The organism is Nocardia sp. NPDC004860 (assembly GCF_040609015.1).
GTDB lineage: Bacteria > Actinomycetota > Actinomycetes > Mycobacteriales > Mycobacteriaceae > Nocardia.
Window position 1 is genome coordinate 1 of the sequence record NZ_JBEXJI010000049.1, and the last position, 25649, is coordinate 25649.

Annotated in this window: 26 protein-coding genes; 15 read left to right on the forward strand and 11 right to left on the reverse strand. The window is 66.5% G+C overall.

The features are described from left to right. Nucleotides 1-129: 129 nt before the first annotated feature. A complete protein-coding gene (locus ABZV44_RS43945; RefSeq protein ID WP_354850833.1) occupies nucleotides 130-1878 on the reverse strand; it encodes a proline--tRNA ligase in 1749 nt (582 codons plus the stop codon). Nucleotides 1879-1936: 58 nt separating this feature from the next. Here ABZV44_RS43945 and yaaA point away from each other — a divergent pair, with 58 nt between their 5' ends. Beyond that, nucleotides 1937-2683 (forward strand): peroxide stress protein YaaA, encoded by a 747-nt coding sequence (yaaA, locus tag ABZV44_RS43950; RefSeq protein ID WP_354850836.1) that lies wholly within the window; start codon nucleotides 1937-1939, stop codon nucleotides 2681-2683. A gap of 64 nt (nucleotides 2684-2747) precedes the next feature. Beyond that, entirely contained in the window at nucleotides 2748-3140 is a 393-nt protein-coding gene (locus tag ABZV44_RS43955; RefSeq protein WP_354850838.1) for an ankyrin repeat domain-containing protein, read from the forward strand. 217 nt (nucleotides 3141-3357) lie between these two features. Here the strand turns inward: ABZV44_RS43955 and ABZV44_RS43960 are convergent, their stop codons facing one another. After that, on the reverse strand, nucleotides 3358-3486 hold the full coding sequence (locus tag ABZV44_RS43960) for a hypothetical protein (protein ID WP_354850841.1): 129 nt from the start codon (nucleotides 3484-3486) through the stop codon (nucleotides 3358-3360). Between the two features lie 191 nt (nucleotides 3487-3677). Between ABZV44_RS43960 and ABZV44_RS43965 the strand changes: the two genes are divergently transcribed. Next, complete coding sequence (locus tag ABZV44_RS43965) at nucleotides 3678-4949, forward strand: alkaline phosphatase family protein (protein WP_354850844.1); 1272 nt, start codon at nucleotides 3678-3680, stop codon at nucleotides 4947-4949. Continuing rightward, nucleotides 4949-6037 carry an alkaline phosphatase family protein gene (locus ABZV44_RS43970; RefSeq protein ID WP_354850846.1) on the forward strand — a complete coding sequence of 363 codons (1089 nt, stop codon included), beginning with the start codon at nucleotides 4949-4951 and terminating at the stop codon, nucleotides 6035-6037. The genes ABZV44_RS43965 and ABZV44_RS43970 overlap by 1 nt, the downstream gene beginning before the upstream one ends. A 57-nt stretch (nucleotides 6038-6094) precedes the next feature. On the opposite strand, the gene ABZV44_RS43975 is transcribed toward ABZV44_RS43970, so the two are convergent. Then, on the reverse strand, nucleotides 6095-6586 hold the full coding sequence (locus ABZV44_RS43975) for a carboxymuconolactone decarboxylase family protein (RefSeq protein ID WP_354850849.1): 492 nt from the start codon (nucleotides 6584-6586) through the stop codon (nucleotides 6095-6097). Further along, on the reverse strand, nucleotides 6583-7659 hold the full coding sequence (locus ABZV44_RS43980; RefSeq protein ID WP_354850852.1) for a dihydrodipicolinate reductase: 1077 nt from the start codon (nucleotides 7657-7659) through the stop codon (nucleotides 6583-6585). The genes ABZV44_RS43975 and ABZV44_RS43980 overlap by 4 nt, the downstream gene beginning before the upstream one ends. Before the next feature lie 56 nt (nucleotides 7660-7715). On the opposite strand from ABZV44_RS43980, the gene ABZV44_RS43985 reads away from it, so the two are divergent. Continuing rightward, nucleotides 7716-8204, forward strand: a complete 489-nt coding sequence (locus ABZV44_RS43985) for a nuclear transport factor 2 family protein (protein WP_354850854.1) — start codon at nucleotides 7716-7718, stop codon at nucleotides 8202-8204. Between the two features lie 136 nt (nucleotides 8205-8340). On the opposite strand, the gene pip is transcribed toward ABZV44_RS43985, so the two are convergent. Further along, nucleotides 8341-9348, reverse strand: a complete 1008-nt coding sequence (gene pip / locus ABZV44_RS43990; RefSeq protein WP_354850857.1) for a prolyl aminopeptidase — start codon at nucleotides 9346-9348, stop codon at nucleotides 8341-8343. 500 nt (nucleotides 9349-9848) lie between these two features. Next, on the reverse strand, nucleotides 9849-10322 hold the full coding sequence (locus ABZV44_RS43995; RefSeq protein WP_354850860.1) for a hypothetical protein: 474 nt from the start codon (nucleotides 10320-10322) through the stop codon (nucleotides 9849-9851). A 314-nt stretch (nucleotides 10323-10636) separates the two neighbouring features. On the opposite strand from ABZV44_RS43995, the gene ABZV44_RS44000 reads away from it, so the two are divergent. After that, nucleotides 10637-11077, forward strand: coding sequence for a hypothetical protein (locus ABZV44_RS44000; RefSeq protein ID WP_354850862.1), 441 nt, complete (start codon nucleotides 10637-10639; stop codon nucleotides 11075-11077). 192 nt (nucleotides 11078-11269) lie between these two features. On the opposite strand, the gene ABZV44_RS44005 is transcribed toward ABZV44_RS44000, so the two are convergent. The 4 genes from ABZV44_RS44005 to ABZV44_RS44020 all read right to left on the reverse strand — a co-directional run bounded on the left by ABZV44_RS44005 (nucleotide 11270) and on the right by ABZV44_RS44020 (nucleotide 14367). Next, nucleotides 11270-11647, reverse strand: coding sequence for a hypothetical protein (locus tag ABZV44_RS44005; RefSeq protein WP_354850865.1), 378 nt, complete (start codon nucleotides 11645-11647; stop codon nucleotides 11270-11272). A 278-nt stretch (nucleotides 11648-11925) separates the two neighbouring features. Continuing rightward, entirely contained in the window at nucleotides 11926-12492 is a 567-nt protein-coding gene (locus ABZV44_RS44010) for a DUF2199 domain-containing protein (protein ID WP_354850868.1), read from the reverse strand. A 416-nt stretch (nucleotides 12493-12908) separates the two neighbouring features. Continuing rightward, complete coding sequence (locus ABZV44_RS44015; RefSeq protein WP_354850871.1) at nucleotides 12909-13442, reverse strand: dihydrofolate reductase family protein; 534 nt, start codon at nucleotides 13440-13442, stop codon at nucleotides 12909-12911. Nucleotide 13443: 1 nt separating this feature from the next. Beyond that, on the reverse strand, nucleotides 13444-14367 hold the full coding sequence (locus ABZV44_RS44020; protein WP_354850874.1) for a helix-turn-helix domain-containing protein: 924 nt from the start codon (nucleotides 14365-14367) through the stop codon (nucleotides 13444-13446). Between the two features lie 370 nt (nucleotides 14368-14737). Here ABZV44_RS44020 and ABZV44_RS44025 point away from each other — a divergent pair, with 370 nt between their 5' ends. The 7 genes from ABZV44_RS44025 (at nucleotide 14738) to ABZV44_RS44055 (ending at nucleotide 21581) form a co-directional block, all read left to right on the forward strand. Further along, complete coding sequence (locus ABZV44_RS44025; RefSeq protein ID WP_354850876.1) at nucleotides 14738-15016, forward strand: GreA/GreB family elongation factor; 279 nt, start codon at nucleotides 14738-14740, stop codon at nucleotides 15014-15016. A gap of 637 nt (nucleotides 15017-15653) precedes the next feature. Continuing rightward, complete coding sequence (locus tag ABZV44_RS44030; protein ID WP_354850879.1) at nucleotides 15654-16604, forward strand: hypothetical protein; 951 nt, start codon at nucleotides 15654-15656, stop codon at nucleotides 16602-16604. Between the two features lie 228 nt (nucleotides 16605-16832). Further along, nucleotides 16833-17720, forward strand: a complete 888-nt coding sequence (locus ABZV44_RS44035; protein ID WP_354850882.1) for an LLM class flavin-dependent oxidoreductase — start codon at nucleotides 16833-16835, stop codon at nucleotides 17718-17720. 33 nt (nucleotides 17721-17753) lie between these two features. Further along, entirely contained in the window at nucleotides 17754-18809 is a 1056-nt protein-coding gene (locus tag ABZV44_RS44040; protein WP_354850885.1) for a dihydrodipicolinate reductase, read from the forward strand. A gap of 151 nt (nucleotides 18810-18960) precedes the next feature. Continuing rightward, complete coding sequence (locus tag ABZV44_RS44045) at nucleotides 18961-19155, forward strand: hypothetical protein (protein WP_354850888.1); 195 nt, start codon at nucleotides 18961-18963, stop codon at nucleotides 19153-19155. A gap of 497 nt (nucleotides 19156-19652) precedes the next feature. Then, nucleotides 19653-20084, forward strand: a complete 432-nt coding sequence (locus tag ABZV44_RS44050; RefSeq protein WP_354850891.1) for a nitroreductase/quinone reductase family protein — start codon at nucleotides 19653-19655, stop codon at nucleotides 20082-20084. A 258-nt stretch (nucleotides 20085-20342) separates the two neighbouring features. Further along, on the forward strand, nucleotides 20343-21581 hold the full coding sequence (locus ABZV44_RS44055) for a thiolase family protein (protein ID WP_354850894.1): 1239 nt from the start codon (nucleotides 20343-20345) through the stop codon (nucleotides 21579-21581). Between the two features lie 332 nt (nucleotides 21582-21913). Here the strand turns inward: ABZV44_RS44055 and ABZV44_RS44060 are convergent, their stop codons facing one another. Beyond that, nucleotides 21914-23437, reverse strand: coding sequence for a carboxylesterase family protein (locus ABZV44_RS44060; RefSeq protein ID WP_354850897.1), 1524 nt, complete (start codon nucleotides 23435-23437; stop codon nucleotides 21914-21916). On the opposite strand from ABZV44_RS44060, the gene ABZV44_RS44065 reads away from it, so the two are divergent. Together ABZV44_RS44065 and ABZV44_RS44070 are read left to right on the forward strand one after the other, a co-directional pair. After that, nucleotides 23421-25004: a hypothetical protein gene (locus ABZV44_RS44065; protein ID WP_354850899.1), complete on the forward strand. Its 1584-nt coding sequence runs from the start codon at nucleotides 23421-23423 to the stop codon at nucleotides 25002-25004. The genes ABZV44_RS44060 and ABZV44_RS44065 overlap by 17 nt on opposite strands. A gap of 224 nt (nucleotides 25005-25228) precedes the next feature. After that, a complete protein-coding gene (locus ABZV44_RS44070; protein WP_354850902.1) occupies nucleotides 25229-25639 on the forward strand; it encodes a hypothetical protein in 411 nt (136 codons plus the stop codon). Nucleotides 25640-25649 lie beyond the last annotated feature (10 nt).

Sequence of the window (25649 nt, forward strand, 5' to 3'; positions counted from 1 at the left end):
ACGTCGTCGAGGGACAGCAGGTTCGAGTCCAGCGCACGCAGGGCGGCCAGCTCCGCGATGCGCGGTTCCACCAGATCACGCAATTCGATGGCGTGCGGAAGGTGATGCGCCACTCGGGATTCGGAAGCGTCAGCCGCGGATCTTGGCCGCGACCGAGGCCACGGCGGACTCGGCCGGGAGTTCCTCGGCGGTGCCGGCGAAGCGGTCGCGGAGTTCGATCTTGCCCTCGGCCCAGCCGCGGCCGACGACCACGATGTAGGGCATGCCGAGGAGTTCGGCGTCCTTGAACTTCACGCCCGGGGAGGCGGTGCGGTCGTCGAGGAGGACCTCGAAGCCGAGGGAATCGAGTTCGGCGGCAACCTGTTCGGCGCCGGCGCGGGCGCCCTCGTCCTTGTTGGCGATGACGACGTGGACGTCGAACGGGGCGACCTCGCGGGGCCAGCGCAGGCCCTTGTCGTCGTGCATCTGCTCGGCGAGCACGGCGACCATGCGGGACACGCCTACGCCGTAGGAGCCCATCGTGAGACGGACCGGCTTGCCGTTCTCGCCCAGCACGTCGACCTCGAAGGCGTCGGTGTACTTCTGGCCGAGCTGGAAGATGTGGCCGATCTCGATGCCGCGGGCGGCCTCCAGGACGCCGCGGCCGTCGGGCGAGGGATCGCCGTCGCGAACCTCGGCGGCCTCGATGGTGCCGTCGGGGGTGAAGTCACGTCCGGAGACCAGGCCCACGTAGTGCTTGCCCTGCTCGTCGGCGCCGGTGATCCAGGCGGTGCCGGAGACCACGCGCGGGTCGACGAGGTAGCGGACGCCGTTGGCCTGCAGGGCCTTCGGGCCGATATAACCCTTCACCAGGAACGGGTTGGCCTTGAAGTCGGTCTCGTCGAGCAATTCCACCTCGGCCGGCTCGACGGACGCCCCGAGGCGCTTGTCGTCGACCTCACGGTCGCCGGGGATGCCGACGCCGAGGATCTCGGTCTTGCCGTCGGGGTAGCGCAGCTTGACCATGACGTTCTTGAGGGTGTCGGCGGCGGTCACCTCGCGGCCCAGCACGTTGGCGGTATTGGCCCAGTCGACCAGCGTCGCGATGGTCGGCGTGTTGGGGGTGTCGTGGACGACGGCGTCGGCCTGTCCCTCGAGCGGGATCGCCGGGGGCGCGGTGGTGACCACGGCCTCCACGTTTGCGGCGTAACCGGATTCGCGGCAGATCACGTAGGTGTCCTCGCCGACGGGGCTGTCGGCCAGGAACTCCTCCGACGCCGAGCCGCCCATGGCGCCGGAGGTGGCGGCCACGATGACGTACTTGACGCCGAGGCGGTCGAAGATCTTCTGGTAGGCCTCGCGGTGGGCGTTGTAGCTGTTCTTCAGCCCGTCCTCGTCGAGGTCGAAGGAGTACGAGTCCTTCATGATGAACTCGCGCCCGCGCAGGATGCCCGCGCGCGGGCGGCCTTCGTCGCGGTACTTGGTCTGGATCTGGTACAGCGTGACCGGCAGATCCTTGTAGGAGCTGTACTCGCCCTTCACGGTGAGGGCGAACAGCTCCTCGTGGGTGGGGCCGAGCAGGTAGTCCTGGCCCTTGCGGTCCTTGAGCCGGAACAGGCCGTCGCCGTACTCGGTCCAGCGGTTGGTGGTTTCGTACGGTTCGCGCGGCAGCAGCGCCGGCAGCGAGATCTCCTGGGCCCCGATGGCGTTCATCTCCGACCGGACGACATCCTCGACCTTGCGCAGCGTGCGCAGGCCGAGCGGCAGCCACGAGTAGACGCCGGGCGCGATGCGACGCACGTAACCGGCACGCACCAGCAGCTTGTGGCTGGGCACCTCGGCGTCGGCGGGGTCGTCGCGCAGCGTGCGCAGGAACAGGTGGGAGAGACGGGTGATCACGGCTCAACACAGTAGCCGCTGCTCTCGCACAGTTCACAAGGCATTACCGTGTTGGCTCGTGCTGGTGCTGCTGCCTCCCTCAGAAACCAAGTCCGACGGTGGTTCGGGCGGTCCCCTGGACCTGGATTCCCTGGCGATGCCGCAGCTCACAGCGGTGCGCGACAAACTCGTCACCGAGTTGATCGCGCTGGCCGCCGATCCCGACGCCTCGCGTGCCGCGCTGGCACTGGGCAAGGGGGCTGACGCGGAAATCGCGCGCAATGCCGCCCTGCGCACCTCCGCCACCCGGCCGGCCCTGGACCGATACACGGGTGTGCTCTACGACGCACTCGACGCGGCCCGGTTCACCAAGGCCCAGCGCGCCAAGGCCGAGGCCCGCCTGGGCATCGGCTCGGCGCTGTTCGGGGTGATCCGCGCGGGCGATCCGATTCCGGCCTACCGGCTTTCGGGCGGGTCGAAGCTGCCGGGTCTGCCGACGCTGCAGTCGCTGTGGAAGGCGGTGCTGCCGGCGGCGCTGCGCGCGGAGGCGGCCGGGCACCTGGTGGTGGATCTGCGGTCGGGGACCTATCAGAATCTGGGCCGGGTTCCGGGCGCGGTCACCGCGACGGTGCTGACCGAGCGTCCGGACGGGAAGCGAACCGTGGTGAGCCACTTCAACAAACACCACAAGGGACTGCTGGCGCGGGCGCTGGTGCTGTCACGGTCGGAGCCGTCGGATATCGCCGGGCTGGCCCGGGTGGCCGAGAAGTCCGGACTGCGCACCGAGATCGCCTCGCCGACCGAGCTGCTCATCATCACTTCCTGAGCAACCCGATCTCCTATAGGGAACTTCGCTCGGCCGCGGCGGTCCCGCTGGCTAGAGTGGCCTGGTGGAACCCAAAGACCTGGATCCGGAAGTGCTCGAACTGGCGAGCAAGATCTTCGATCTGGCCCGCAGCGGCGATGCCGCCACCCTGGGCGCCTACCTCGACGCCGGGGTGCCGGTGAACCTGACCAACGACAATGGCGACACGCTGCTCATGCTGGCCGCCTACTACTCGCACCCGGAGGCGGTGAACGCCCTGCTGGAACGCAAGGCGGACCCCAACTTCGGCAACGACAAGGGCCAGACCCCGCTCTCGGGCGCGGTGTTCAAGGGCTCGGACGAGATCGTCCACGCCCTGCTCGCGGCCGGGGCCGATCCGAACGCGGGCAGCCCGTCCGCGCGCGACGCGGCCGAGATGTTCGGGCAGACCAAGTATCTGGCGCTGTTCGACAAGTAGGGTGACCAGCCAACTCTCGTAACTCTCAGGGGCTTCGCCCTCGGACCTCCTGAGAGGCACGACTCTCGTAGCTTCCAGAGGCTTCGCCCCTGAGCCTCCTGAGAGGCACGACTCTCGTAGCTCTCAGGGGCTTCGACCCCGAACCTCCTGAGAGGCACGATGTCCGGCCCGCGGGCGAGATCGCCACGCAGGCACAACTTTTCGCATGTTCGGCCGGTTACTGCGTCCGCTGCTGATAGGTGCGGAAGGCCGACAGCGCCCAGAGGAAGGCGAGCGCTGCCAGGGCGGTCAGGTAGCGCGCACGCGCCAGGAAGGTGATGTAGTTGGCCGCCCCGAATCCCGGCATGTCGCCTGCGGATTTGAAGACCTGCCCCGAACTGGAGACCGCGCCGGCCGGGTGCCCCCGGACATCGGCGACAAGCAGCCTCGGTCGCGATAGATTGGTCGAACGTCCAATAGTTGAGGCGTTCATCTAATTCTCATTCGAATTCGCCCCACTGGTTACTCGCCGGTAATCGCCGGCGCGATGTATGACTCGTGACAGATTCCCCTCGAAGTACCACCAACCGCCGAACCGTCCTCGCCGGCGCCGGAGCCCTCGCGGTCGGCGCGGCCCTCGGCTCGACAGCCCCCCGCGCCACCGCCGCCCCGCTGCCCGCGCCCGCTGCCTCCGGGATCGACCACATCATCGTGGTGATGATGGAGAACCGCTCGTTCGACCACTATCTGGGCTGGCTGCCCGGGGCGAACGGCAAGCAGGCCGGTCAGATCTTCACCGACCGGAACGGCGTGGCGCACAAGACCTTCCACCTGGCCACCACTCAGGGCTGCCAGTACAACGACCCGGACCATTCCTTCGAGGGCGGGCGCGTGGAGTACAACAACGGCGCGTGCGACGGCTGGCTGCGCGCCGGAACCAACGACGAATTCGCCATCGGCTACTACGAACAGGGCGATCTCGGCTTCTATGGCAATGCCGCGCCGGCCTGGACGGTCTGTGACAACTATTTCTCGGCGATCATGGCCGAGACGTATCCCAACCGCTTCTATCAGCACGCCGCCCAGACCGACCGCATCCACAATTCCTCGACGATCTCGACGCTGCCGACCATCTGGGACCGGCTGGCGGACGCGGGTGTGCCGGGGCGCTACTACTTCTACGACACCCCGTTCCTGGCACTGTGGGGCGCGAAGTACCTGTCCATCAGCCGCCCGTTCGCGACCTTCCTGGCCGACTGCGCGGCGGGCACGCTGCCCGCGGTGTCGTTCGTCGACCCCAAGTTCCTGGACGAGGACACCGGCACTTCGGCCGACGATCACCCGCACGCGGATATCCGCGCGGGGCAGGCGTTCCTGAACCAGGTGTATCAGGCGGTCACCAAGAGCCCCGCCTGGTCGCGCACGCTGCTCGTCATCAACTACGACGAGTGGGGCGGCTTCTTCGACCACGTGCCGCCGCAGGTCGCGCCGGATGCCAACCCGGACTGGGGGCTGCGCGGATTCCGGGTGCCGTGCCTGGTGATCTCGCCGCTGGCCCGGCGCGGGCACGTGGCCCACGATGTGTACGACCACACCTCGGTGCTCAAGGCCATCGAATGGCGGTGGGGGCTACCGTCCCTCACCCCGCGCGACGCCGCCGCCCGCAATATCGCCGAGGTGCTCGACTTCGGCAGCGCCCCGAATCTCGCTGCGCCGCAATGGAATGTGCCGCCCACACCGCCCGGGGTGTGCGCTCCGGCCGTGGTCGCCGACCTCGAAGAGTGGAATACCTTGCGCGCCTTGGCCGCATCGACGGGATGGAGTCTGTGATGCGCCGGTTCGGCCAATTCATCGTGGTGCTGGTGTTCACGATCGCCGCGCTGGCGGTGGGCTACGGTCCGCACGCGACGGCGGATCCGGGCGCGCCGCACATCTTCGTGATCCAGTTGGAGAACAAGGGGTACGACGAGACCTGGGGACCCGCCTCGGCCGCACCGTATCTGAGCAAGACGCTGCGGTCGGAGGGGGTGCTGCTGAGCCAGTACTACGGCACCGGGCACAACAGTCTGGACAACTACATCGCTCAGCTGTCCGGTCAGGGACCGAACGCCGAGACCCAGGCCGACTGCCAGATCTACAGCGACTTCGTCGGCGCGGGAACGGTTCCGCCCGGCCAGGCCGTCGGTCAGGGCTGTGTGTACCCCGCGTCGGTGCAGACGCTCGCCGGGCAACTGACGGGGGTGGGCCGCAGTTGGAAGGGCTATATGGAGGATATGGGCACGCCCTGCCGTCATCCCGCCCTGAACAGCCAGGACACCACCCAGAAGGCGACCGTCGCCGGCCAGTACGCGGCCCGGCACAACCCGTTCGTGTACTTCCACGAGATCATCGACTCGCCCGCCTGCCGGCAGCAGGTGGTCGATCTCGGTGCGCTGAAGAGCGATCTGGCACAGCCGGATACGACGCCGAACTTCGCCTACATCACCCCGGACCTGTGCGACGACGGGCACGACTCCCCCTGTGTCACGGGCGCCCCGGGCGGGCTGGCGTCGGCGGATCTCTGGCTGCGGCAGTGGGTTCCGGTGATCACCTCGGCGCCGGCCTTCCAGCAGAACGGGATCCTGATCATCACCTTCGACGAATCCGATGGGCCGCAACAGGATTCCTCGGCCTGCTGCGGTGAGGGCCCCGGGCCCAACAGTCCGCTGCCGGGCATCGTGGGTCCGGGTGGCGGCCGGGTGGGCGCACTGGTGATCTCACCGAAGTCGGTGACGCCGGGCACCTTCAGCGACACCCCGTACAACCACTATTCACTGCTGGCGAGCATCGAGGATCGCTTCGGCCTGCCCTATCTGGGCTTCGCCGCCTCCCCGGGACTGCCGCGCTTCGGAACCGACGTGTTCAACAAGCGGAACTGACGCGGCTGCCGGTCGGGGTGCTGCCGAGCAGGGGCGGGCAGCACTCCGGCCGGTGTTCTACTGCTGTGCCGTATGACCGGGAAGGACGCAGACAGCGTCCAGGCCCAGCACGTGGTTGAGGCGGCCGAAGGCCAGCCAGGAGCCGAGGCACATGGACAGTTCGACGATCTCGGCGTCGGAGTAGAGCGACTTCATCCGCTCGAAGAACTCGTCGTCGAGGTTGTGGTGGTCGAGGGCGTAGCGCTCGGCGTACTCGGCGGCCATCCGGGTGCGGTCGTCGAAGGACTCGGCGGTGCGCCACTCGGTCACGCCGTCGGCGAAGGACTCCTCGACCTTCTCGCCATTGCGATCGGTGCGCCAGTCCAGGCAGAACAGGCAGCCGTTGATCTGGGCGATGCGCAATCGCGCGGCCTCGAATTCGCGCAGCCCCAGGGTGCTGTGCGAGTAGACGGCGAGGGAGAAGTTGGAGGCCGCGACGCCGATGCCGGGCACCATTTCGCCCCACACGTAGCCGATGGGGTCCTTGCCCTCGGGAATGTCGATGATCATGCCGATGGGTTCCTTCCGAGAGTGCCGAACGGCAGCGGGACGTCGAGGGCGTCGTACAGGCCGGGCTCGGCGTCGGCCAGCCACGGGATGGCGTTCACCAATCTGCCCACGGCGGTGGCGTTTCCGCCCGCGGAGTGATTGCCGTCCTCGTCGGTGGCCTGCACGGTGATCTCGATGCGCGGGCGGCCCTCGATGAGCACGCGGTGCGCGCCGGCGCCGCTGGGCGGGTGCGGCCAGTCGGGGGCGCAGCTCGCGTGGATGCGGGTGATGTGCTCGATGACGATGCGCGGGCTGCCGTCGACGATGCCCTGCACCTCGAACCGCACCGCGCCCTGGGTGCCCGCCTCGAATTTGCCCATGCGCTCGGTCTCGACGGTCTCGTCCAGCGCGCGCCGCTCCACCACCTCGCGAATGTCGGTGAGCGCCACGCCCAGTCCGCGCGCGATCATCCGAATCTGCCCGCCCCACACCATGGTCGGGATGGTGGGCGCGAGCATGGGCGGCTGATAATCCAGGGGCTGGCCCATGCCGACCAGGTAGCGCACCGAGTCGGGCTGGTCGTAGGTGGAGTAGTCGAAGATCTCCTGGCAGCGCAGCACATCCACGCTGCTGCCGAGGCCGCTCATGAGCAGCGGCAGGACGTCGTTGCCCCAGCCGGGGTCGATGCCGGAGACGAACAGGGCGCCGCCGCCCTCCGCGATGGCCGCCGACACCCGGTCCTGCAGTTCGATCGGGGCGCTGCGGTGGTCGTAGAGCGCGTAGAGCGCGGGCGTCACCACCACGGCCCCGGTGCGCAGGGCGCGTTCGATGTCGGCGAGAGCGTCGTCGGGACGGATGTCGCCGGACGCGGCGTAGACGATGGCGCGGGGTCCGGCCGCGAGCGCGGCGTCGACATCGGCGGTGGCCGCGATCCCCACCGCGGTGTCCAGCCCGGCGAGTTCACCGGCGTCGCGGCCGACCTTGGCCGGGTTGTGGACCAGGACGCCGGTCAGCTCCAGACCCGGATGCGCCGCGACGGCCCGGATGGCGGCACGGCCGACATTGCCCGTGCCCCAGACCAGGGTGGAAATCATGTCCGAAACGTAGCAAATGCTTGGTAGGTAGATGTCCGATTCGGCTACATTGCGGTATGGATTTTGCAGCTCTCGAATCGATTCGCGCACTCAAGTATCGCTACCTGCGCACGCTGGACCTGAAGCAGTGGGACGAGTTCGGGGACACGCTCTGCGCGGACATCGTCGGGTCCTACGGATCGCCGTCTGGCGGACTGCCGGCCCAGTTCACCAGCCGCGACCAGATCGTGGATTTCATGCGCGGCGCGCTCAGCGGGAACATCATCACCGTGCACGTCGCCAACCATCCGGAAATCACGGTCGACGGCGATACCGCTTCCGGCAGTTGGTGTCTGGAGGACACCGTGATCGCCGCCGACTATGGCCTACTGATCCGCGGCGCGGCCTACTACCACGACACCTACCGCCGCGAGGACGGCGTCTGGCGCATCGCGAGCACCGGCTACCAGCGCATCTACGAATCCAAGATGTCCACCGACGCGCTGCCCGGCTACGCCCTCACCGCCAACCGCTGGGCCCCGGCCGCCGAGCCCCAGCAGGGCTGACGTAGATGGATGACGGTTGAGAACCGGCCGGTTGGCATGACAGCGTGACGGATATCTGCCGAGGTGCCTGGCGCAGCGCGCGATCGAGGTGTCGGAGCCGAACGGATGTTCCCCATACTCGATGATCGAGGCACGGCTACCACGGCGGGTACCCGTTGCCTCCGGTTGCCGCCGTCCAGCTGATCCGATCGGTATCGGACTGTGCGAAGCGGGCGATGGCGCGGGCGACCGCCTCGCCCATGGCGGGGCTGCCGGTGTGGCCGGAGTCGTCGATGATGTGCAGGCGGGCGTCCGGCCAGACTTTGGCGAGTTCCCACGCGGTTTCGAGCGGTGCGCTGAGATCGAGGCGGCCGTGGATCAATTCGCCGGGAATCCCGGCGAGCCGACCGGCTTCGCGCAGCAGTACGCCTTCGTCGAGCCACGCCGCGCGTGCGAAGTAGTGCGTGCAGATCCGGACGAAGGCGAGCATCGCGGTCTCCGGCTCGCTGCTGTACTGCCCAGGGCTGCCCAGGGATTCGTGCGCGATGACCGCGTCCTCCCAGCGACACCACTCGATCGCGGCGCTGCGGCGTACCACCGGGTCCGGGTGCTCCATCAACTGCCGGTAGCCCTCGACCGGGTCACCGTCGCTGGGCAGCGCGGCCCGGAACCGCGCCCATTCGGCGGGTAGCAGCCGCGCGACACCCCGGTACAGCCAGTCGATCTCGCGGCGGCGGGTGCTGGTCACGCCGACCAGCACGATCCCGGTGACCCGCTCCGGGTACCGCTCGGCGTAGGCGAGGATGAGCGTCGAGCCCCAGGACCCGCCGTACAGCAGCCATCGGTCGATGCCGAGGTGGGTGCGCAGCCGCTCCATATCGCCGATCAGGTGCTCGGTGGTGTTCACCGCCATGTCGGTGTCCGGATCGGCGGCGCTCGGAATGCTGCGTCCGCAACCCCGCTGATCGAACTGCACGATCCGGAAGACGTTCGGATCGAACGACTTCCGCGCCCGCGGGCTGCTCCCGCTGCCCGGCCCGCCATGCACCACCAGCGCGGGCCGGCCCGCAGGGTTACCGCTGGTGCACCAGTACACCTGGTTTCGGTCACCGACCTCGAGCAGACCGCTGGCATACGGATCGATCGAAGGAAAGGACGTCGGCACGTTGGCCAAGGTTAGCGGAGTCACGCAGCATCGACGACGACGTTGACCTGGCCGTGGCACCAACGTACGGAACGAATTACGGGAAAGGACCTGGTCCAGTGGTATCCGCCCATCGGCAGCTGCGGACTTCTGCGGCGCACAGGGTTCCGGTCGCTGGCGCCTCGCGCTGGCCGGTTCGGTCAGCGCGGTAACGACAACATGCCCTCGACGTTGTGTACCACCGCAAGAGCACAACCCATCAGCAGATGCGGTACTCCGTCCGGCAGGAACTGCGGCAGCATGGCGGCGTAGAAAACGCCGACCTTCGGATTGAGCAGATTCGTGCCCAGCCCGCGCGCCCAGGCGCCGAACGCGCTTTCGATGCAGATTTCACCCGCTCATCGGCATGATGGCGCCTTCGGCGGGCCCGGGATGAATACGGCCAGTTGATCGCCCCGGCAACTCAATGAGCAACGACCCAAGAACACATGTCCACAAATAGCATGGCCAGCTGGGCGAACTCAGTCCCGGGCAAGCGGATTCGGCCCTGGTTCATGCGCCACGATCCAGCGACCGGTTGCCGGGACCGCACACAGCACGAGAATCAGCAGACTCACGATGATCGGAATGAACAAGAAGCCGAAACCTCTGTTGAAGAGCTGTGCAACGCTCGCGATCAGTGCCACCCCTGACGCAAGGATCAACAGGAAACGACCCGTTTTCATGTACGACACCAGAAGGAATCCGCCGACCGACCAGGCCAGCCCGATGACGACGGCGACGATCCCCATGACGATCAGGTCTGTGTACCGGCCGATCTCGACTGGCGATTCGCGGGCTTGATCTTCGAGTCCGACGACCGTTAAGAGAACCCACATGATTCCGGCGATTCCGGTGAGTGGACCGAGGATCAGCGCGGTCATGGCTGCAGTGACGGCGGTCGCGCCGTGTGGGGCCGGCGCCGGTAACTCCGGTTGATCGTGCGGATCTTTCACACCCGTTCCCCTCGTCGTTTCGCGCGAACCTACCTCGCCGTGCCGGGAGTTGCGGCATAGAAATTGCATACGCGGTTCGAACGGGGTCATCCGGCAAGCCAGGAGCAGGCTGCGGGCGCCGGAACCGGCGCGAACACACGATCGTCAGGATCGATCTTCTCGACCGCGGCCCGATGGTGGTTTCACCGATTGCGTCGACTTCGTGCTGTCTGATCGTATCGTCAACTGACTCAAGGAAACTCGCCCCTTCAAGCCCGCAACGTGTAATGTCCGAGCTCGGGTCGGACTGAACTTCGAGGGGAGAGCGAATGAGAATGCGTGCCTTCGCTGGCATGGCCGTGGCCGCAGCAGCGATTTCTATGGTCGGTGCGGGTACCGCCAATGCTGATGCGGTGAATCCGAACGACTACATGATCGGTGACACCGTCTACTTCAACACGGGTCCCGCGCAGTGCTCGATCAAGTCGGACGGCACCGCGGGTTGTGACATCGCGCCCGGCATCGCCAAGTGGCTGAACATGATTCCGGTGACCGATCTCGCCATCGATGTGCCGTTCCTGCCCGCGCACCCGACCTTCGGCGTGTTCGGTCCTTACGGTCGTTCCGATGCCAGCACCCTCCCGCAGGGCAACGGATACGGCTCGACCATCAGCTACGCGGGCGCTACGTGCAGTGGCGGCGGGCGCGGCGCGATCCAGTGCAATTCGAAGGGACACAGCTTCAGCTTCGGCTGGTCCGGCACCACGACCACCTAGACCGGATTACGCGGCCGCCTGATCATTTGGTCATTTACGTGGGTAGGGCGGCAAGAGCAGCGTGCACTGGTGACGGCCGAGCGGCGATCTGCCCGTTGATCTTTCGAGGTGCCGCGCTGGCCGGTTCGGTCAGCGCGGTATGCGGCAGAAGCGGATGCTCGAGCCGCATGAAACTGCGTTGGAGCGCAACAGCTAAGCGCGTCGGCAGTTCTTGACGGTGGCCTTCGGCTCAGGGCCGTTGGAGGCCTCCTCGCTCCATTCCAGTACTTTGATGTGGACAGTACATACGACACGGTCGCCCGTTCCAAGGTCCGCAATGTCGGGCTGGAGTGGCGAATCGATGCTGGCGCCTGGTTTTCCTTTCACGGCCAGGGTCGGTGTCTGGTCTGGCACACTCGTGATGTAGCACGGCGCCCCGGGCTGACAGTGGACAACGAATGGCACGTCGCCATCCCCGGTCGGCTCGGCCTCGGAGTCGCGCAGGCTGCGCAAGATTAGCCAGATTGCCCCCAGCGCGATCACACAACCGATCACAGCGCCGAGCAGAACCCACGCGGCATCGCCGAACATACGTCGCACATGATCCCCTTCGCTCCCCCGGTGATCCTATTGGTTGGATCGGTGGTAATTGCGACAGAAGTGTGGAGATCCTGTGCCAATCCGCAAAGCCGATACTCAGAGCCCGAGCTAGGCGCGGCATTCGGCATAGAAGACGTTCTGTGCGTTCGGCCGGCCTCGGATCGGAACGGCCAGTTGATCTTCCGCCACGCCGCGCTGGCCGGTTCGGTCAGCGCGGTATGGGCATGAGCGTGCATTCGGCCGCGGCTGTTTCAGGACCGTGATCAGGCTCAGCCCATGGGCGGGTTCGTGTGCAGGATTTGTTCGGCGATCCATTGAACCCGGGCCGAGGTAATCCCGGTTCGCTGCTCGACAGCCAGTGGATGATCGGTGGGTTCCAGCTCCACGAGTGGCCGGTCGCCGATCGGCTGGGTATGCAGTTTGGTCTTCAGGTTCAAGGTGGTCGGTTCATACAGGGGCAGCGCCGTGGACAACCACCCGAAGTACGTTGGCTCCTCGACTCTCTCGGGCTTGTCCCACAGCGCCGACATCCGCTCGAAGCTGGCTTCACTGACAGATACCCAAACACCCCAGTCGAATTCAGCGTCGAGGTCGCTGATCGGAATGACCAGTCGTGCCCGGACGAAGAAGTACGATCCCGCGATCACGCATTGTTCTTCTCCGAGCACACTGCCGGGCTGATCTGCGGCTTCGACGTTCCAGTACGCGGGGGCCGGCGTGCCGTAGCCGAGTGGGGGACCATCGTGCGGTTCGGCACAGCGGGAGCAAGTGTACGTGGAGCCGGCTATCACGCTCGGAAGCGTACCGGTGCAATTCGAGCGCACGGTCATCGGCATGAGCGCGCACTCGAGTTCGCTGGAGCCAGCTGGCCATGGGCCTCACATGGTTCTGGAGACGGTTGCCCGACCGCGGGGCGATATCAGTAGATCCCCGGCATCTCGCCGTTGAGCAGAACCTGGATGAAGCACTAATTGTTCGATCTGCCCATGGTCGGAGCGGGGGCCGGGTCCGCGCTCGCCGCCGCGCTCATCATGGCCGCCAGCACGGGCGACACTCGATACCCCCACCGCCACTGTATTTCTGGTGCTCACATTTATCTCCTGGATCCTCGAAGCCGGCATGGTGTTTTGAGCGCGCCGCCGATGACGGCCGCACTCACCGCAACCACGCCAAACGCACCACGAATCACGTTGCGCGACAATTCGTATGCCATATTCCGAAATCCTTCCCGCGATGAATGGATGGTGGGGCGTCAGCGCACGACCGAGTAACGCACGCAAGCGAATTCGCCGTTATGGGCGACTTCCGCGGTCTTCAGTTCGAGACGGCGGGGGAGCAGGGGTGCGCCCGCGCCCAGCGTGACGGGGGCGATGGAGACGATGATTTCGTCCAGCAGGCCCTGATCGGCGAATTGGCCGACCAGCTCGCCGCCGCCCATCAGCCAGAGGTCTTTGCCGTCGGCGGCCGCGGCCATCTCCTTGTGTACGACCTCCACCGGCTTCGAGGTCAATCGGACGTCGCGGCCGTCGTCGGAGGCCGGGAACTCGCGATGGGTGAACACCCAGGTCGGCATGTTGTAAGGCCAGGGCTCGGTGGAATTCTCATTGATCCATTGGTAGGTGCTCGAGCCCATGGCGATCGCGCCCGCACCAGCCGCGAACCGGTTCAGTCCCAGCGGGCCGTCCCAGTCGACCTGCCGAGACAGCAGCCAATCCAGGTTGTGGTCGGGCGTCGCCAGGAAGCCGTCCAGGCTGGTAGCGGTGTGGTAGACGGTCTTGAAGGTCACGTCATCCTCTCTGGTGTAGCCATTCGATGGGATCGCCGTCTCCGATTTCGGTTCCGGCGATGGATAACTCGGTTCGCAGCCAATGCCGTACGAGATACCTGCGGTGGGTGGAGTAGCTGAGGATGTGGGCGATCACGCTGCCGATGACGAAGCTCTGCGGCGGCTCGCACAGCGCATCGATCAGGGTGTCGTCCCACCCGCCACGCCGGGTGAGATCGCGGATGTTATCCAGCCACCGAACCGCCACGCGCTCATGGCGTTTCGCCAATTCCGGGAGAGCGTCATCGGCGGCCGTCGGGATGTCCTCGCCGTCGATCGCGGCCAGCCACACCTCCTTCGACTCGATGAGATGGGCGAGCACGGTGGCAATGGATTCCTCGGGCCCCCGGAACGACTCCACCAGCAGGCCCGGAAATCGCACCCGCCGGTACTGCGATTCGTCGAGTTGCGCTGCCATACTGAGGAGTTCGCGGGTGTCGTCGATATCGTGATGGATCAGCAGGGTCGTGGGATCCAGCACGGCCTGTTCTTTCGGCGCACTCGTCACCCACAGCGACATGGGCGGGTGAAAGTGGATGCCATTGCTCGTGGGCAACCACCGTCGGCGCTCGTCCGCGGGAGTCAGGCTCGGCGGATGCCCGAAGGCGGCGCTGAACGCGCGGCTGAAACCCTCCACCGAGTCGTACCCAGCCGCGAACGCGACGTCGGTCACCGACTTACCCGTCGACAGCTCCCACGCCGCCCGCTCCAGCAGCACCCGCCGCTTCAGCGCCACCGGCGGCTCGCCGGTACCGCGCGAGAACTGCCGGGTGAAATGGAACGGCGAAACGAAGGCATCAGCCGCCATCGCACCGAGCGTGGTGTTGTTCTCGTCCAGCACCGCGTCGAGCAGTTCGCGTAGTCGATCTCGTCCGGTCTTGGCCACACGACGAGTCTGCCAACGCGGCCCCGAAACCCGCTTGACCGATCTTGCTCAGGCTCCGACGCCACCTCGGCGTACCGGTTCAGGCCGTACTCACACTGCAACATGATGCGCTCCGCCAGCGACGGATCAGCAGGGCCAGTTGACCTTCGCCTGCCTCTCACTGGCCGGTTCGGTCAGCGCGGTATGCGGCAGTAGCGGATGTTTGGCACCGCAGTGAGTTCGGTCCTCCGATCGCGCCAGTCCGTTCGGTCAGACTTCCTCGCGAGCCGGCAGAAAGTCCCGGAATTCGGTTGAAACGGTATCGGCAAATCACGAGATACCAAGGCGGGCAAGGCTAATCCCGGCCTGTCCACCTACGGAAAGGTGGAGAGTGAACCTCCTCCCCAAGACCAAGATCGTGCTCGTCGGGTCGGGTCTCATCCTGACCAAGGTCAACGAGGATGGCACCACCGCTCGCCATTTTGACGGCACGATTGCAATGCAGTTCCGCTACGTGATCGTGCCTGATAGCGAAGCTGATGCGATCTCAGACAGATACTCGGAAAGCCTGCCCGCGAGCCAGGCTCTCTTGGGGCACCTGGTTGGCGACATCGTCGAAACCACAATCGATGACATGCCGATCCGCGTGCGAGTGCAGAGCATCGATTGACGGGCGGGCGGGCGGTGCTGCGGTCCGCGCCTCGACCATTCGAGGAGGACCGCCATCCACGACCGCCCGCGGGATCCGGCGGTACCGATGACGCAGCGCGGCAACAAGCAGGCGCGGCCCATCGCGCCTGTAACCGGGCCAAGTCCGACCGGATGCCCGACGACGCCGGCGCGACCGTCCGGGCCTTCGTGACCGACCGGACTTGGTGAATACGCGGCTGGCCGGTTCAGTCAGCGCGGGCAGCGGCATGAGAGGGCGCCAATAGCGTGCACTGTCGGCGGTTGGTCAGCCGCCCGGGATGCCCGCGGCCCGTTGATCTTCCGATGCCCGCGCTGGCCGGTTCGGTCAGCGCGGTATGCGGCAAAATAGTGCGTTCGGTTCAGGACCGGCTACCTGTTGCCGCGGGCCATCATCGACACCTGGTTGGCCGATGATCTGCAGTGCCTCGCTGATCCGCAACCTGAGCAGCCCGGCATGGCGACCAACGCGAAGTCCCGTGGGTTGTTCGAAGCGCGGGCCGCGCACAGCAGCGCCACGAACTGCCGCTGACGAACAGCGGTGGCGTCGCGAAGCGGGCCCTGTCAGCCGGTCCTACTACAGTGGCTGCGACAAACGATGACGATGGGGGCGGCCAAATATGGTTTACGACATCAGCTTTCATCCGCTCGATATCCGACTGGCGCAGGAACGGGTCATCCCGTTCCTCGCCGGCCACGGTCGCGACGGGGACATCGACGATTTGGTCGCTGACGCTGTCCGTCAGGCGAAGGTCCGGTTCCGGGCCAACGCGTGGGGCATAGGCATCCACTACGCCACCACCAACCCCTATCTCGTCCACGCTCATTACGGACGGCCGTTCTACGTGACCTCGCCCGATCCGTCCGTGGTCGCCGAAACCGTTGTCCGCTACACTTGTTCCAGCGTCGACGACGTCGACGACCTCGCGCGCAGCCAGCTCGCGCTGCTCGACCCGGCCCTGCTGTCACGAGTCGAACCCGACATGAGCGGCACCCTTCCCAATGACGAGCGCCTCGCGGGCGGATTCCGTTGGAAACTCGATCTGCTGCGCGCCGCCGCGGCCGCGCTTCGCACGGGCCGCGACACTATCGTCAGACCCGATGGCGAAAAAGCCTCCCCAGCGGGCCTACTGGCCCGCAACACCATCTTCGTGCTCGTCGAGTTCCTTACGGCGCTGCTGCCTGGGTGGATCGAACGCGGCACGATGTGGCCGACAAAGCTTGCCGAGCAGGCCACCATCGACAGTTCTGTGCCGATGACCCACAACACCGCGTTGCTCGGATCTCTCGTCAGCGAATTCCCTTCGCTGGACTGGGAAACGAACTGGACGATCACCACCAACTATTCCGTCGGCGGCTACGCCCCGCCGACGCAGGTCGCTACTCTGCGGAACTGGTTGTCCGGTAACGCCGAGCAGCTCACCACGGTCGGTCACCGATGGGACAACCACCCGTATGTGCGCACGGCGTTGCGCAAGATGGACGAAGCGCTGGCTCTCGCGGAGCTGACCGGCACCGGTTTCGTCGAGGCCACCGACATCTATGTTCCTATGCAGGGCATCATCAACTGACCCTCCCGGCTGGCCGCCACGGCGGAACCCTTCGGCCGGTATCACTGTCCAAGCCCGTTCACCGAAGCGGCAGTCCATATTCGCCCACCCGTGCTCCGCCGGAACTGCACGCTCATCGGCATGAGCGCGCACTGCTGATGTCGAGCTGCGCTGAATCTGTTGACCGCCATCGCTTCTCGAAATCGAAATCGCCTGACCGGGGTCGGGTGGTTCTGAGAGGGTCGCCGTATGAAGATCGGTGTTGCGCTTCCGCAGATGGCTCCCGGGTACGGACCGGGTACGACGGTCGACTGGGCTCGGCGAATCGACGCGGGTCCGTTTTCGAGTGTCTCGGTGGGCGAGCGGGTGACGTTTTCGAACCCGGAGATGGTTGCGACGCTGGGTGCTTGCGCGGCGGTGACGGAGCGGGTGCGGGTTCTGGCGAACCTCTGGGTGCTGCCACAGCACCCGGTGGCGATGGTCGCACAGCAGATCGGGACTCTCGACCAGCTCGCGAACGGACGTCTCGAGGTGGCCGTGGGCGTCGGCGGTCGCGAGCACGACTACCGCGCTCTCGGCGCTGATTTCAAGGGACGGCACCAGCAGCTCGACGACAAGGTGGCCGAGTTGAAGTCACTGCTCGCCGGTGAGCCGCCGTTCGAGGGTGCGGACCCGGTCGGGCCGGCGTGCGTGCAGCCGGGCGGGCCGATCATTCTCGCCGGCGCGATGGGTCCGAAGGCGATGCGTCGGGCGGCGCGGTGGGCGGATGGCATCTCCGGCTTCAGTATTCGAGGCGATGCGGAGGAGATCGCCAAGGCGGGCGAGTTCGCCGACCGGTGCTGGGCCGAGGCCGGTCGTGCGACGACCCCGCGCAAGGTCAGTGGCTGCTTCACCGCCCTGGGCGTCGCCGATGCCTCGGAGGCGTTGCACGCCTTCACCGCTCGCTACCTCGGCTTCCTCGGACCCAGGCTGGCCGAGATGATCGCCGCCTCGACGCGGGCGTCGAGTCCCGAGGTGCTCGCCGACATTCTCGACGGCGCGGAACGGGCCGGGTGCGACGAGTTCATCCTGGTCCCGGCCGTCACCGACCTGAAATTCCTCGAGGTGGCGGCCGAGGTGGTGACCGCACGGCCTTGACGCTCGAGGAATGGAACCTGTTCTATTCCATGCATGACGCTGCGAGTGATCCAGTGGGCCACCGGTGGGCTTGGCCAGGCCGCGATCGGCCAGATCCAGCTGCACCCGGACCTCGAGCTCGTCGGGTGCTGGGTGCATTCGGAGGCCAAGGTCGGCCGGGACGCCGGTGAGCTCGCCGGGATCGGCCCGATCGGTGTCACCGCCACCAACAGCATCGACGAGATCCTCGCGATGGACGCCGACTGCGTCCTCTACTCGCCGCTGATGCCGAATCCTGAAGAGGTGGCGGCGATTCTGCGTTCGGGCAAGAACGTCGTCACGCCGCTGGGCTGGTTCTGGCCGACCGCGGAGGAGAAGGAGAGGATGACGGCCCCGGCCCGCGAAGGCGGCGTGACGCTGCACGGGACCGGGATCGACCCGGGCGGTGCCACCGAGCAGCAGCCGCTGTTCTTCACGGGCCTGTCCAGCGCAATCACGTTCGTCCGCGGTGAGGAGTACTCCGACATCCGCACCTACAACGCCCCCGACGTCGTACGCCACCTCATGGGTTTCGGTCAGTCGCCCGAGCAGGCGATGAACGGTCCGATGCTGGCGTTGCTGGACAACGGGTTCGACCAGTCGGTGCGGATGTGCCTGGACGCGCTCGGCTTCGCCGACGCCGAGATCCGCAGCAGCCGCGAGATGGCGGTCGCGACCGCGCCGATCGACTCGCCGATCGGCGTGATCCAGCCCGGCCAGGTCGCCGCCCAGCGCTTCGCCTGGGAGGCATTCATCGGCGACACCAAGGTCGTCAGGGTCGCGGTCAACTGGCTGATGGGCGATGAGAACCTCGACCCGCCTTGGAAATACGGCGACGGCGGCGTCCGGTTCGAGATCGAGGTGAAGGGCGATCCCGACTGCTTCGTGACGATCCACGGATGGCACCCGACCAGCGTGGCGGCCGGCCTGCAGCGAAACCCCGGCATCGTCGTGACCGCGGCGCACTGCGTGAACTCGATCCCCTACGTCTGCGCTGCCGAACCCGGCCTGCTGACCTTCGTCGACATGCCCGTGGTCACCGGTCGGGCGCACCCGGACCTGGCGCGCTGATCGCGCCGGCCGTCTCGCGCCGACTGGATCTCGCTGTGCCCGTTGATCTTCTGATGCCCGGTGCCTGAGGTCCGCTGTCAACGCTGAAACGGATCGAAAGCGTGTTCTCTCATCAGTTCCGGCGCCTGATGAGCGAAAAGGAGTGGTCGAATTGGCTGATGAACAGCTGAACCCGGTAGCGGACGAAGACGCGTACGACGTCAATCTGGACGAACCCGTCATCGACTCCGCTGTGCCGACCACTTGGCAGGAGTTCGCCGAGGACGCCCGGACAGGGCAATCGGCCATGGTCATAGAGGGGTTCGGGAGCGTCACTCTTCCGGGGGCGGCGCGCTTCACCGGGTAGACATTGTCACTCGTCTTGGATCGTCACGCCGCCCGCATCGAGCGGACGAGGGATAACGGTGTTGATCAAAGTCGATACGGCTCCAGCCGCACGCCACACGAAGGACCTCGAAGCATGAGCATGACGCAGACATTGACCACTTTCGGGGGAATCACTGTCGCAACACTTCTCACCGCATGCGAGACCGCCGACGGCAGTCGCGCCCAGATCCCCATGTACGTATGCAATGAGGCCATCGTCGTGCAGCCGCTGGGTTACAAGGATGGGGACACCGTCGTCATCACCGGCCGAGGCGACTGCCGACCCGCAGAAGGCACTGCCGGACAGGACAATACGATGAGAGGTCCCTGGCTGAAGCGTCCGAGTCCAGGCTGTCGCGTTTATCCAATACTGCGACTCGGCCATCCTGGTTGCCTTGTGCTCGGCGTCCGCCTGCAAGTACTCGATTCTTACTGGCCGAGTTCTCCGACCGGCCGAACCTCGACACAGGAGACCCCTTGCCACCAAACCTAGCCTTGAAGGCAATGAACATCGCGCACCGCGGCCTGCTCCGCGCGAGCGGCGGGAAGCTGGGCAACTCCTTCAGCGGCATGCCGTCGCTGGAACTGACCACGGTCGGACGGAAGTCGGGACGATCGCACACGGTGATGCTTACCGCCCCGCTGATCGATGGCGACACGATCGTCGTAGTGGCGTCCCGCGGTGGCGGTCCGGTCCACCCGGCGTGGTATCTGAATCTGCGAGACCGGCCCGAGGTCGACGTGTCGTTCCGCAGCGGCCCCCGTCGACGCATGACCGCCCGGACGGCGACTGTGGAGGAACGGGCCGAGCTATGGCCGAAAGTGATCGCGAGATATGACGGCTACGCCGCCTATCAGCAGCGCATCACTCGCGAAATTCCGCTGGTCCTGCTCACCCCACGGGAGTGAACAGATTCAACGCAGACCGATCACGGGCCCTTACACACGAACCCGACGCGGCGGGCGCCCCTTGGCATTGGCAGAACAACCGCACGGTCGATCGTCCGTTACGCGGCGGATCCGAGCAGCCCAATCTCGAAGGACAGCGGTCTCGGCGCCGTCGGTCTGCGCTGGTGTGGCGGATTTCCTCGGAATCGAGGCAAGATCGGAAGCGGCAACGACGGCTCGCTCGTTGAGACCCTGAGGACACTGTCGAAGGAGATCGTGATGGCGGAAGCGTTTGTGCTCGGTGGTGTTCGGACCCCCTTCGCCCGGTACGGTGGTTCGCTGTCGCACATTCGGGCCGACGACCTGCTGGGGATGACCATGAAGGGTGCGTGCGAACGCGTCGGCGTGGGTCTCGATCAGATCGAGGACATTGTCGCGGGCTGCGTCAATCCGGCCCACGAAGGTATGGGTGATGTCGCGCGGTGGGCGGCGCTGGCGGCGGGATTCCCCGACACGGTGGCCGGGGCGACGATCAACCGGTTCTGCGGGTCGTCCCTGAGTGCGACCATCAATATCGCGCACGCGATCAAAGCGGGGGATCTGGGCGTCGGAATCGCCTGCGGCGTCGAGTCGATGTCGCGGTCGGGATGGGCGTACATGAAGGGCGACACCCCGTTCGGCCCCCGTGGCCCGGTCATCCTGCTCGACACCATGTGGGCGGGTGCGGGCGGTCCCGCCAATCCGGCGCTGCTGGAGCGCAATGCTTACATCGGAATGATCGAGACAGCACAGAACGTCGCCGACCGCTACGGGCTGACCAGAGAGGAAATCGACGCGTTCGCGCTCCGGACGCAGCGAAATGCCAAGGCGGCCAGGGATTCCGGGCGGCTGGCCAGGGAGATTATGCCGATCGAGATCGCCGCGACGAGGAAGACCCCCGCCCGCCTGTTCGAGCACGACGAATTCATCCGCGACGACACCACCGCCGAACGGCTCGCGGCACTGCCCCCGCAGCCGGGGACGACGCAGATGACCGCAGGTAACTCGACTCCCCTGACCGACGGAGCCAGCGCACTGGTGCTGGCGTCGGGTGAACGTGCAGGCGAACTCGGCGTCGAACCGCTGGCGCGGGTGGTGTCGTCCGCGGTGTACGGGATCGATCCGCGCTACATGGGTCTGGCTCCGGCGTGGGCGCTGCCGCTGGCGATCCAACGTGCGGGCCTGGCACCCGAGCAGATCGACGTGTGGGAAGTACACGAGGCATTCAGCGCCCAAGCCCTGGGCGTGCTGCGTGAACTGCCCAACCAGCTGGACGGTTTCATCATCCCCGACGAGAAACTGACACCGAACGGCGGCGCGGTGGCAATCGGTCATCCGTTCGGCGCCACCGGCGCCCGCTACGTCCTGACCTTGGCCACCGAGCTGCGGGAACGCAATGCGCGCTACGGCGCGATCGGAGTCTGCATCGGATCCGGTCAAGGAGTCGCAATCGTCCTCGAAAACCCGTCCGCCGCCTGAGAAATCAACAATGTACGGGGTTCCCCCCGGGAGGTCAGGAGACGACCTCGATGAGGTTGCCGGTGGCGTTGTCGAAGACGAAGCCGCTCAGCCGTTGTCGCTCTCGACGCATGTGCCACTGCGGTCAACAGCAGTGGCGGACGTTCCGCCGGCCTCGGATCGGCACGGCCAGTTGATCTTCCGACGCCCCGCGCCGGCCGGTTCAGTCAGCGCGGCATGCGGCAAAGTAGTGCGTTCACAATGCGCCGTGGCGCATGGGTTGGTCAGTGGCTGTTGCCCGGGTTCGGGTTCGGTGCGCCGCAGATCTGATGCTGGGCACCGTTGCCGAGACCTCACTGCGCGAGCAGCGGCAGCGCCGGGAAGGTGAAGTCTTCCCACAGCAGACGCGAGACTCCCTCCGGGTAGGCGGTGACCGTCGACGGCGTGTCGAAGATCTGCGCGAGGCGGTGATTGGCGTCGTACGCGGGCCAACCCGGGTTGCCGTGGGCGGCGAATGACGTCCACGACCCGCGGATTCGCGCCGACAGCTCTACCGCCTCGGGCGAGGGCGGGTCGCCGATCAGCATGGCGGTCTGCCCACTGCTCAGGTTGCCGAAAACGAGCGGCACGTCCAGCCCGTGGCACGCGCCGAGAGCGCCGCCCATCCCCGGGGCAGTCCAGATCAGCTCGTAGAGGTAGGCCCGGCCGCCGCCGGCGATCTGCGCGTCGGCGAGCCGGACGCTCGGCATGCGGAACAACCAGTCGGCGTTGACCAGCTCGTAGAGCTCCTCGTCGGCCGCGGCCGGGAACGCCTCCCGATACCGGCGTGCGCCGTCCGGCCCGGCGCCTAGAACGTGCAGCGCGGTCTCGGTCTGCTCGTGCGTGACCTGGCCGAGCACACCATCGATCAGGCTGAACAATCTCTGCTCGTCCCGCGTGTGCCCGACGAGAAGCTCGACGTCCCGGGCCGCGCCCTCAGCCAGCGCCTGCCAGGGGGTCGTGGGCAGCACGTCACCGTCGACGACCGGCGCATACGGAATCGGCCGGTGGGTGATCTTTCCCCAGCGCTCCCGCCACCGTTCCATCTTGGCGAAGACCGCGTCGCCAGCGGCGGGTAGCAGGTCCGGTGCCACCGCCGACAGCCCGGCCACCGTGGGCGCCACCCCCAGCTCGGCGGCGAAGGCCGTGGTGAGGTCGGCGGCCAGCTCGGGAGAGAAGAACGTCCCCGGCACACTCTGTGCGACCGCCCGACGGAGGAGCCCGGCGGCGCGCGGCATCGCGAGCACCGCGGCGACCGATCCGGCACCCGCCGACTGTCCGAACACCGTCACTCGGTCAGGGGCGCCGCCGAACGCCCGGATGTTGTCTCGCACCCACTCCAGGGCCGCGACCTGGTCGAGCAGTCCGCGGTTGGCTGGGGCGCCCTCGATCTGGGCGAACCCCTCGACGCCAAGACGGTAGTTGAGGGTCACGACCACAGTCCCGCTCGCGGCGAGGTGCCCGGCGTCGTATTCCGGCAGGCCGGAGTGGCCCATGGCATAGCCACCGCCTGGAATCCACACCATCACCGGTAGCTCGGAGGCCGAATCCGGTTCCGGCGTCCAGACATTGACCGTCAGCCAGTCGTCTCCGGTGGTGTCCTGAGAAACCGCGAGTGCGGCGGACTGCGGAGGCGGCGGGCCGAAGGCGACGGCGGGCCGCACCCCATCCCAGCCGCGCACCGGCTGCGGCGCAGCGAAACGCAGATCGCCGACTGGCGGCTCGGCGAACGGGATGCCTCGGAAGACCGCGAGCCCCGCCTCCCAGCCACCGCGCAGCGCACCGGCCGCCGTGCGGACCTCGGGCCCGGACTCAGCCCGCGTGCTGGATGCGGCCATTTCGCTCTCCCTCTCCATGGCTGTTCGGCCGAGCATCCCAGCGCGAGAGAGCTGGCGCAAACCATTAAGGGCCACTTCATATCTCAATTGCCCTGAACAGCCTTCTGCCGTTACTGAACCAAGTGGTTTGCGACCATCGCACCCAACGGACTGGCCAGAACCGGTGATCGCACGGCAACCGGCAGTTGCGGACGTTCCGCCGGCGTCGGATGAATACGGCCAGTTGTACGGACTGCAACTGCTCGAAATGGTCTCGCAGGGCTGTGCTTTGGGCGCAGCTCGTGGCGGTTGTAATGCCGGTAATCTGGTCGGGGCATCGAGTCGTAGCTCCGGTCGGCATAGGGGGATGATGGTTACGCCACCGCACGACAACAGCCAACCGCTCCCGGATCGGGAGCGCAGCCAGCGCGAAGCACTCACCCTCGCAGACCGGATCGCGCTGTATGCGCAGGCGGCCGAGATCGAATCCGAGATCGAGGTCGAGATAGCGGAACCAAGAGCGGCTGCGGCCGCACTCTACGAGCGCATCGTCGGCGTCGACACCGAGCGCTCCGCACCCGACGCCGCGCTCGACGACCTGGACTCCGCCACCCGGCTGTCGCTATCCCTGCGGCTGTGTTCGGCAGCCTTATCCCAGTATTCCCAAGTCCTGCATCCCCGCCACCCTGCACTACGGCCCATGTACCCGACCCTGGTGTCCGCCTTTGTGGCCAATCACACCCGCTCCGAACTGGCGGCATTGGCGATATCGATGGTCGAGGAGGAACATTCCTACGCCACAACGCAATTCGGGCAGACGGACCCTCGTTCCCTCGCCGCGCGGCGCGATACCGCCTGGGTCTACACAGCATCCGGGCGCATCGACGAGGGGCTTGCACTGGCGCACGCGGGCGTCGCGGATGCCGCACCGAGTCTGGACCCGGACGGCCTGGATGCGCTGCGCAGCAAAGTATGTCTGGCCGTATGCCTGTCGCGGGCCGGGCAACCCGACACCGCCATCGGAATCTGCGAGCAGGTGCTCACCGAACCACGCCCCCACGAATCCGCACCCTTGGACATTCCGATCACCCGCCTCGCCCTGGGGCTCGCACAGCTCGCCGCCGGGGGTCTGGACGCCGCCACAGCGACCTGCGAGTCCGCTGCCGCCGAGCTCTATCATTTTGTCCGGCGGACCCCGATGTCGGAAGAAGCACACCAACTGGCCATACCGGCCGGGTGTCTGCAGCGGTATTGCTCTCTCCACACCGAGGCCCTCAGCGGCCCGCCACACAGGCGGCTGACGGAGTCGTTGCCGATCGAAGAACTCGAAGGCATCAAGATCGAAGAACTCGAGGGCATCGAGCGGAACATCGCAGTGTTCATCGCTGAATTCGGAGTTGAAGAATTCGACATCAAAGTCCGCGACAAGCTCGCCTCCTGCTACGAGTTGCTGGATCGTTCTGCAGACGCCGCCGCGATGTACGCGGCGGCGGCGAACCGCAGCGCCGCCGCATATGGGCCAGCGGACGACCAGACCCTGGCCCTGAGGGCACGGCAGATCCTGGCCGGCTGGGACGCCGAAGCCTGACTCCGACACCACTGAGTCGAGGCCGAACTGGTCACCCTCGCTGTCCCACATCACCACTCACAACACCGTGACGCCCTCGGCCGGCTCGAACCGCGCGCAACTCGGCAGTAGCGGATGTTCCGCCGGCGTCGGATCGGCAGGGCCCGTTGATCTTCCGATGCCCCGCGCCGGCCGGTTCAGTCAACGCGGTATGCGGCATGTGCGGACGGATCAGGACACACCACATGTTCGCCGCGCCTTGCGAGCTGGGCGTGGACCAATGGCCGTCATGGGACGAGATGTATGTCTACACCGCCATGGCGCGAGTGCCGGACACCGTGGCGGCCGAGGCAGGCGACTATCTAGTCGTCGATGACATCGACAACAAGCAAGTTGATGTGCGAGTGCCGCTGAATCGGCGGCCGAACGGTATCTGGATCGGAGACCACGACCTGCATCGGACGCCGATCAGGCTACATGTGTACAGGAACGACGGATCCGGTCTCTCGGAAGGGAATTCCCACTACGCATCCCTGCGGCTCATGATCCTTGTCAACTGGTCGTTGTGGTGGGAAAACGGATCACCGGGCAGGGCCATGCTCGATGAAGCGCTCGCAGGTCTCGACCGAAAAGGTTGGTACGTGCGGGAGCAGTAAGGCCCAGAAA

What these genes read in the sequence shown, in the direction of transcription:
- ABZV44_RS43960 (WP_354850841.1), bottom strand. Translation starts at nt 3,486, where the DNA reads ATGCCGGGATTCGGGGCGGCCAACTACATCACCTTCCTGGCGCGTGCG.
- ABZV44_RS43970 (WP_354850846.1), top strand. Translation starts at nt 4,949, where the DNA reads ATGCGCCGGTTCGGCCAATTCATCGTGGTGCTGGTGTTCACGATCGCC.
- ABZV44_RS43975 (WP_354850849.1), bottom strand. Translation starts at nt 6,586, where the DNA reads ATGATCATCGACATTCCCGAGGGCAAGGACCCCATCGGCTACGTGTGG.
- ABZV44_RS43980 (WP_354850852.1), bottom strand. Translation starts at nt 7,659, where the DNA reads ATGATTTCCACCCTGGTCTGGGGCACGGGCAATGTCGGCCGTGCCGCC.
- ABZV44_RS43985 (WP_354850854.1), top strand. Translation starts at nt 7,716, where the DNA reads ATGGATTTTGCAGCTCTCGAATCGATTCGCGCACTCAAGTATCGCTAC.
- ABZV44_RS44000 (WP_354850862.1), top strand. Translation starts at nt 10,637, where the DNA reads ATGCGTGCCTTCGCTGGCATGGCCGTGGCCGCAGCAGCGATTTCTATG.
- ABZV44_RS44005 (WP_354850865.1), bottom strand. Translation starts at nt 11,647, where the DNA reads ATGTTCGGCGATGCCGCGTGGGTTCTGCTCGGCGCTGTGATCGGTTGT.
- ABZV44_RS44010 (WP_354850868.1), bottom strand. Translation starts at nt 12,492, where the DNA reads ATGCCGATGACCGTGCGCTCGAATTGCACCGGTACGCTTCCGAGCGTG.
- ABZV44_RS44030 (WP_354850879.1), top strand. Translation starts at nt 15,654, where the DNA reads ATGGTTTACGACATCAGCTTTCATCCGCTCGATATCCGACTGGCGCAG.
- ABZV44_RS44035 (WP_354850882.1), top strand. Translation starts at nt 16,833, where the DNA reads ATGAAGATCGGTGTTGCGCTTCCGCAGATGGCTCCCGGGTACGGACCG.
- ABZV44_RS44040 (WP_354850885.1), top strand. Translation starts at nt 17,754, where the DNA reads ATGACGCTGCGAGTGATCCAGTGGGCCACCGGTGGGCTTGGCCAGGCC.
- ABZV44_RS44055 (WP_354850894.1), top strand. Translation starts at nt 20,343, where the DNA reads ATGGCGGAAGCGTTTGTGCTCGGTGGTGTTCGGACCCCCTTCGCCCGG.
- ABZV44_RS44060 (WP_354850897.1), bottom strand. Translation starts at nt 23,437, where the DNA reads ATGGCCGCATCCAGCACGCGGGCTGAGTCCGGGCCCGAGGTCCGCACG.
- ABZV44_RS44070 (WP_354850902.1), top strand. Translation starts at nt 25,229, where the DNA reads ATGTTCGCCGCGCCTTGCGAGCTGGGCGTGGACCAATGGCCGTCATGG.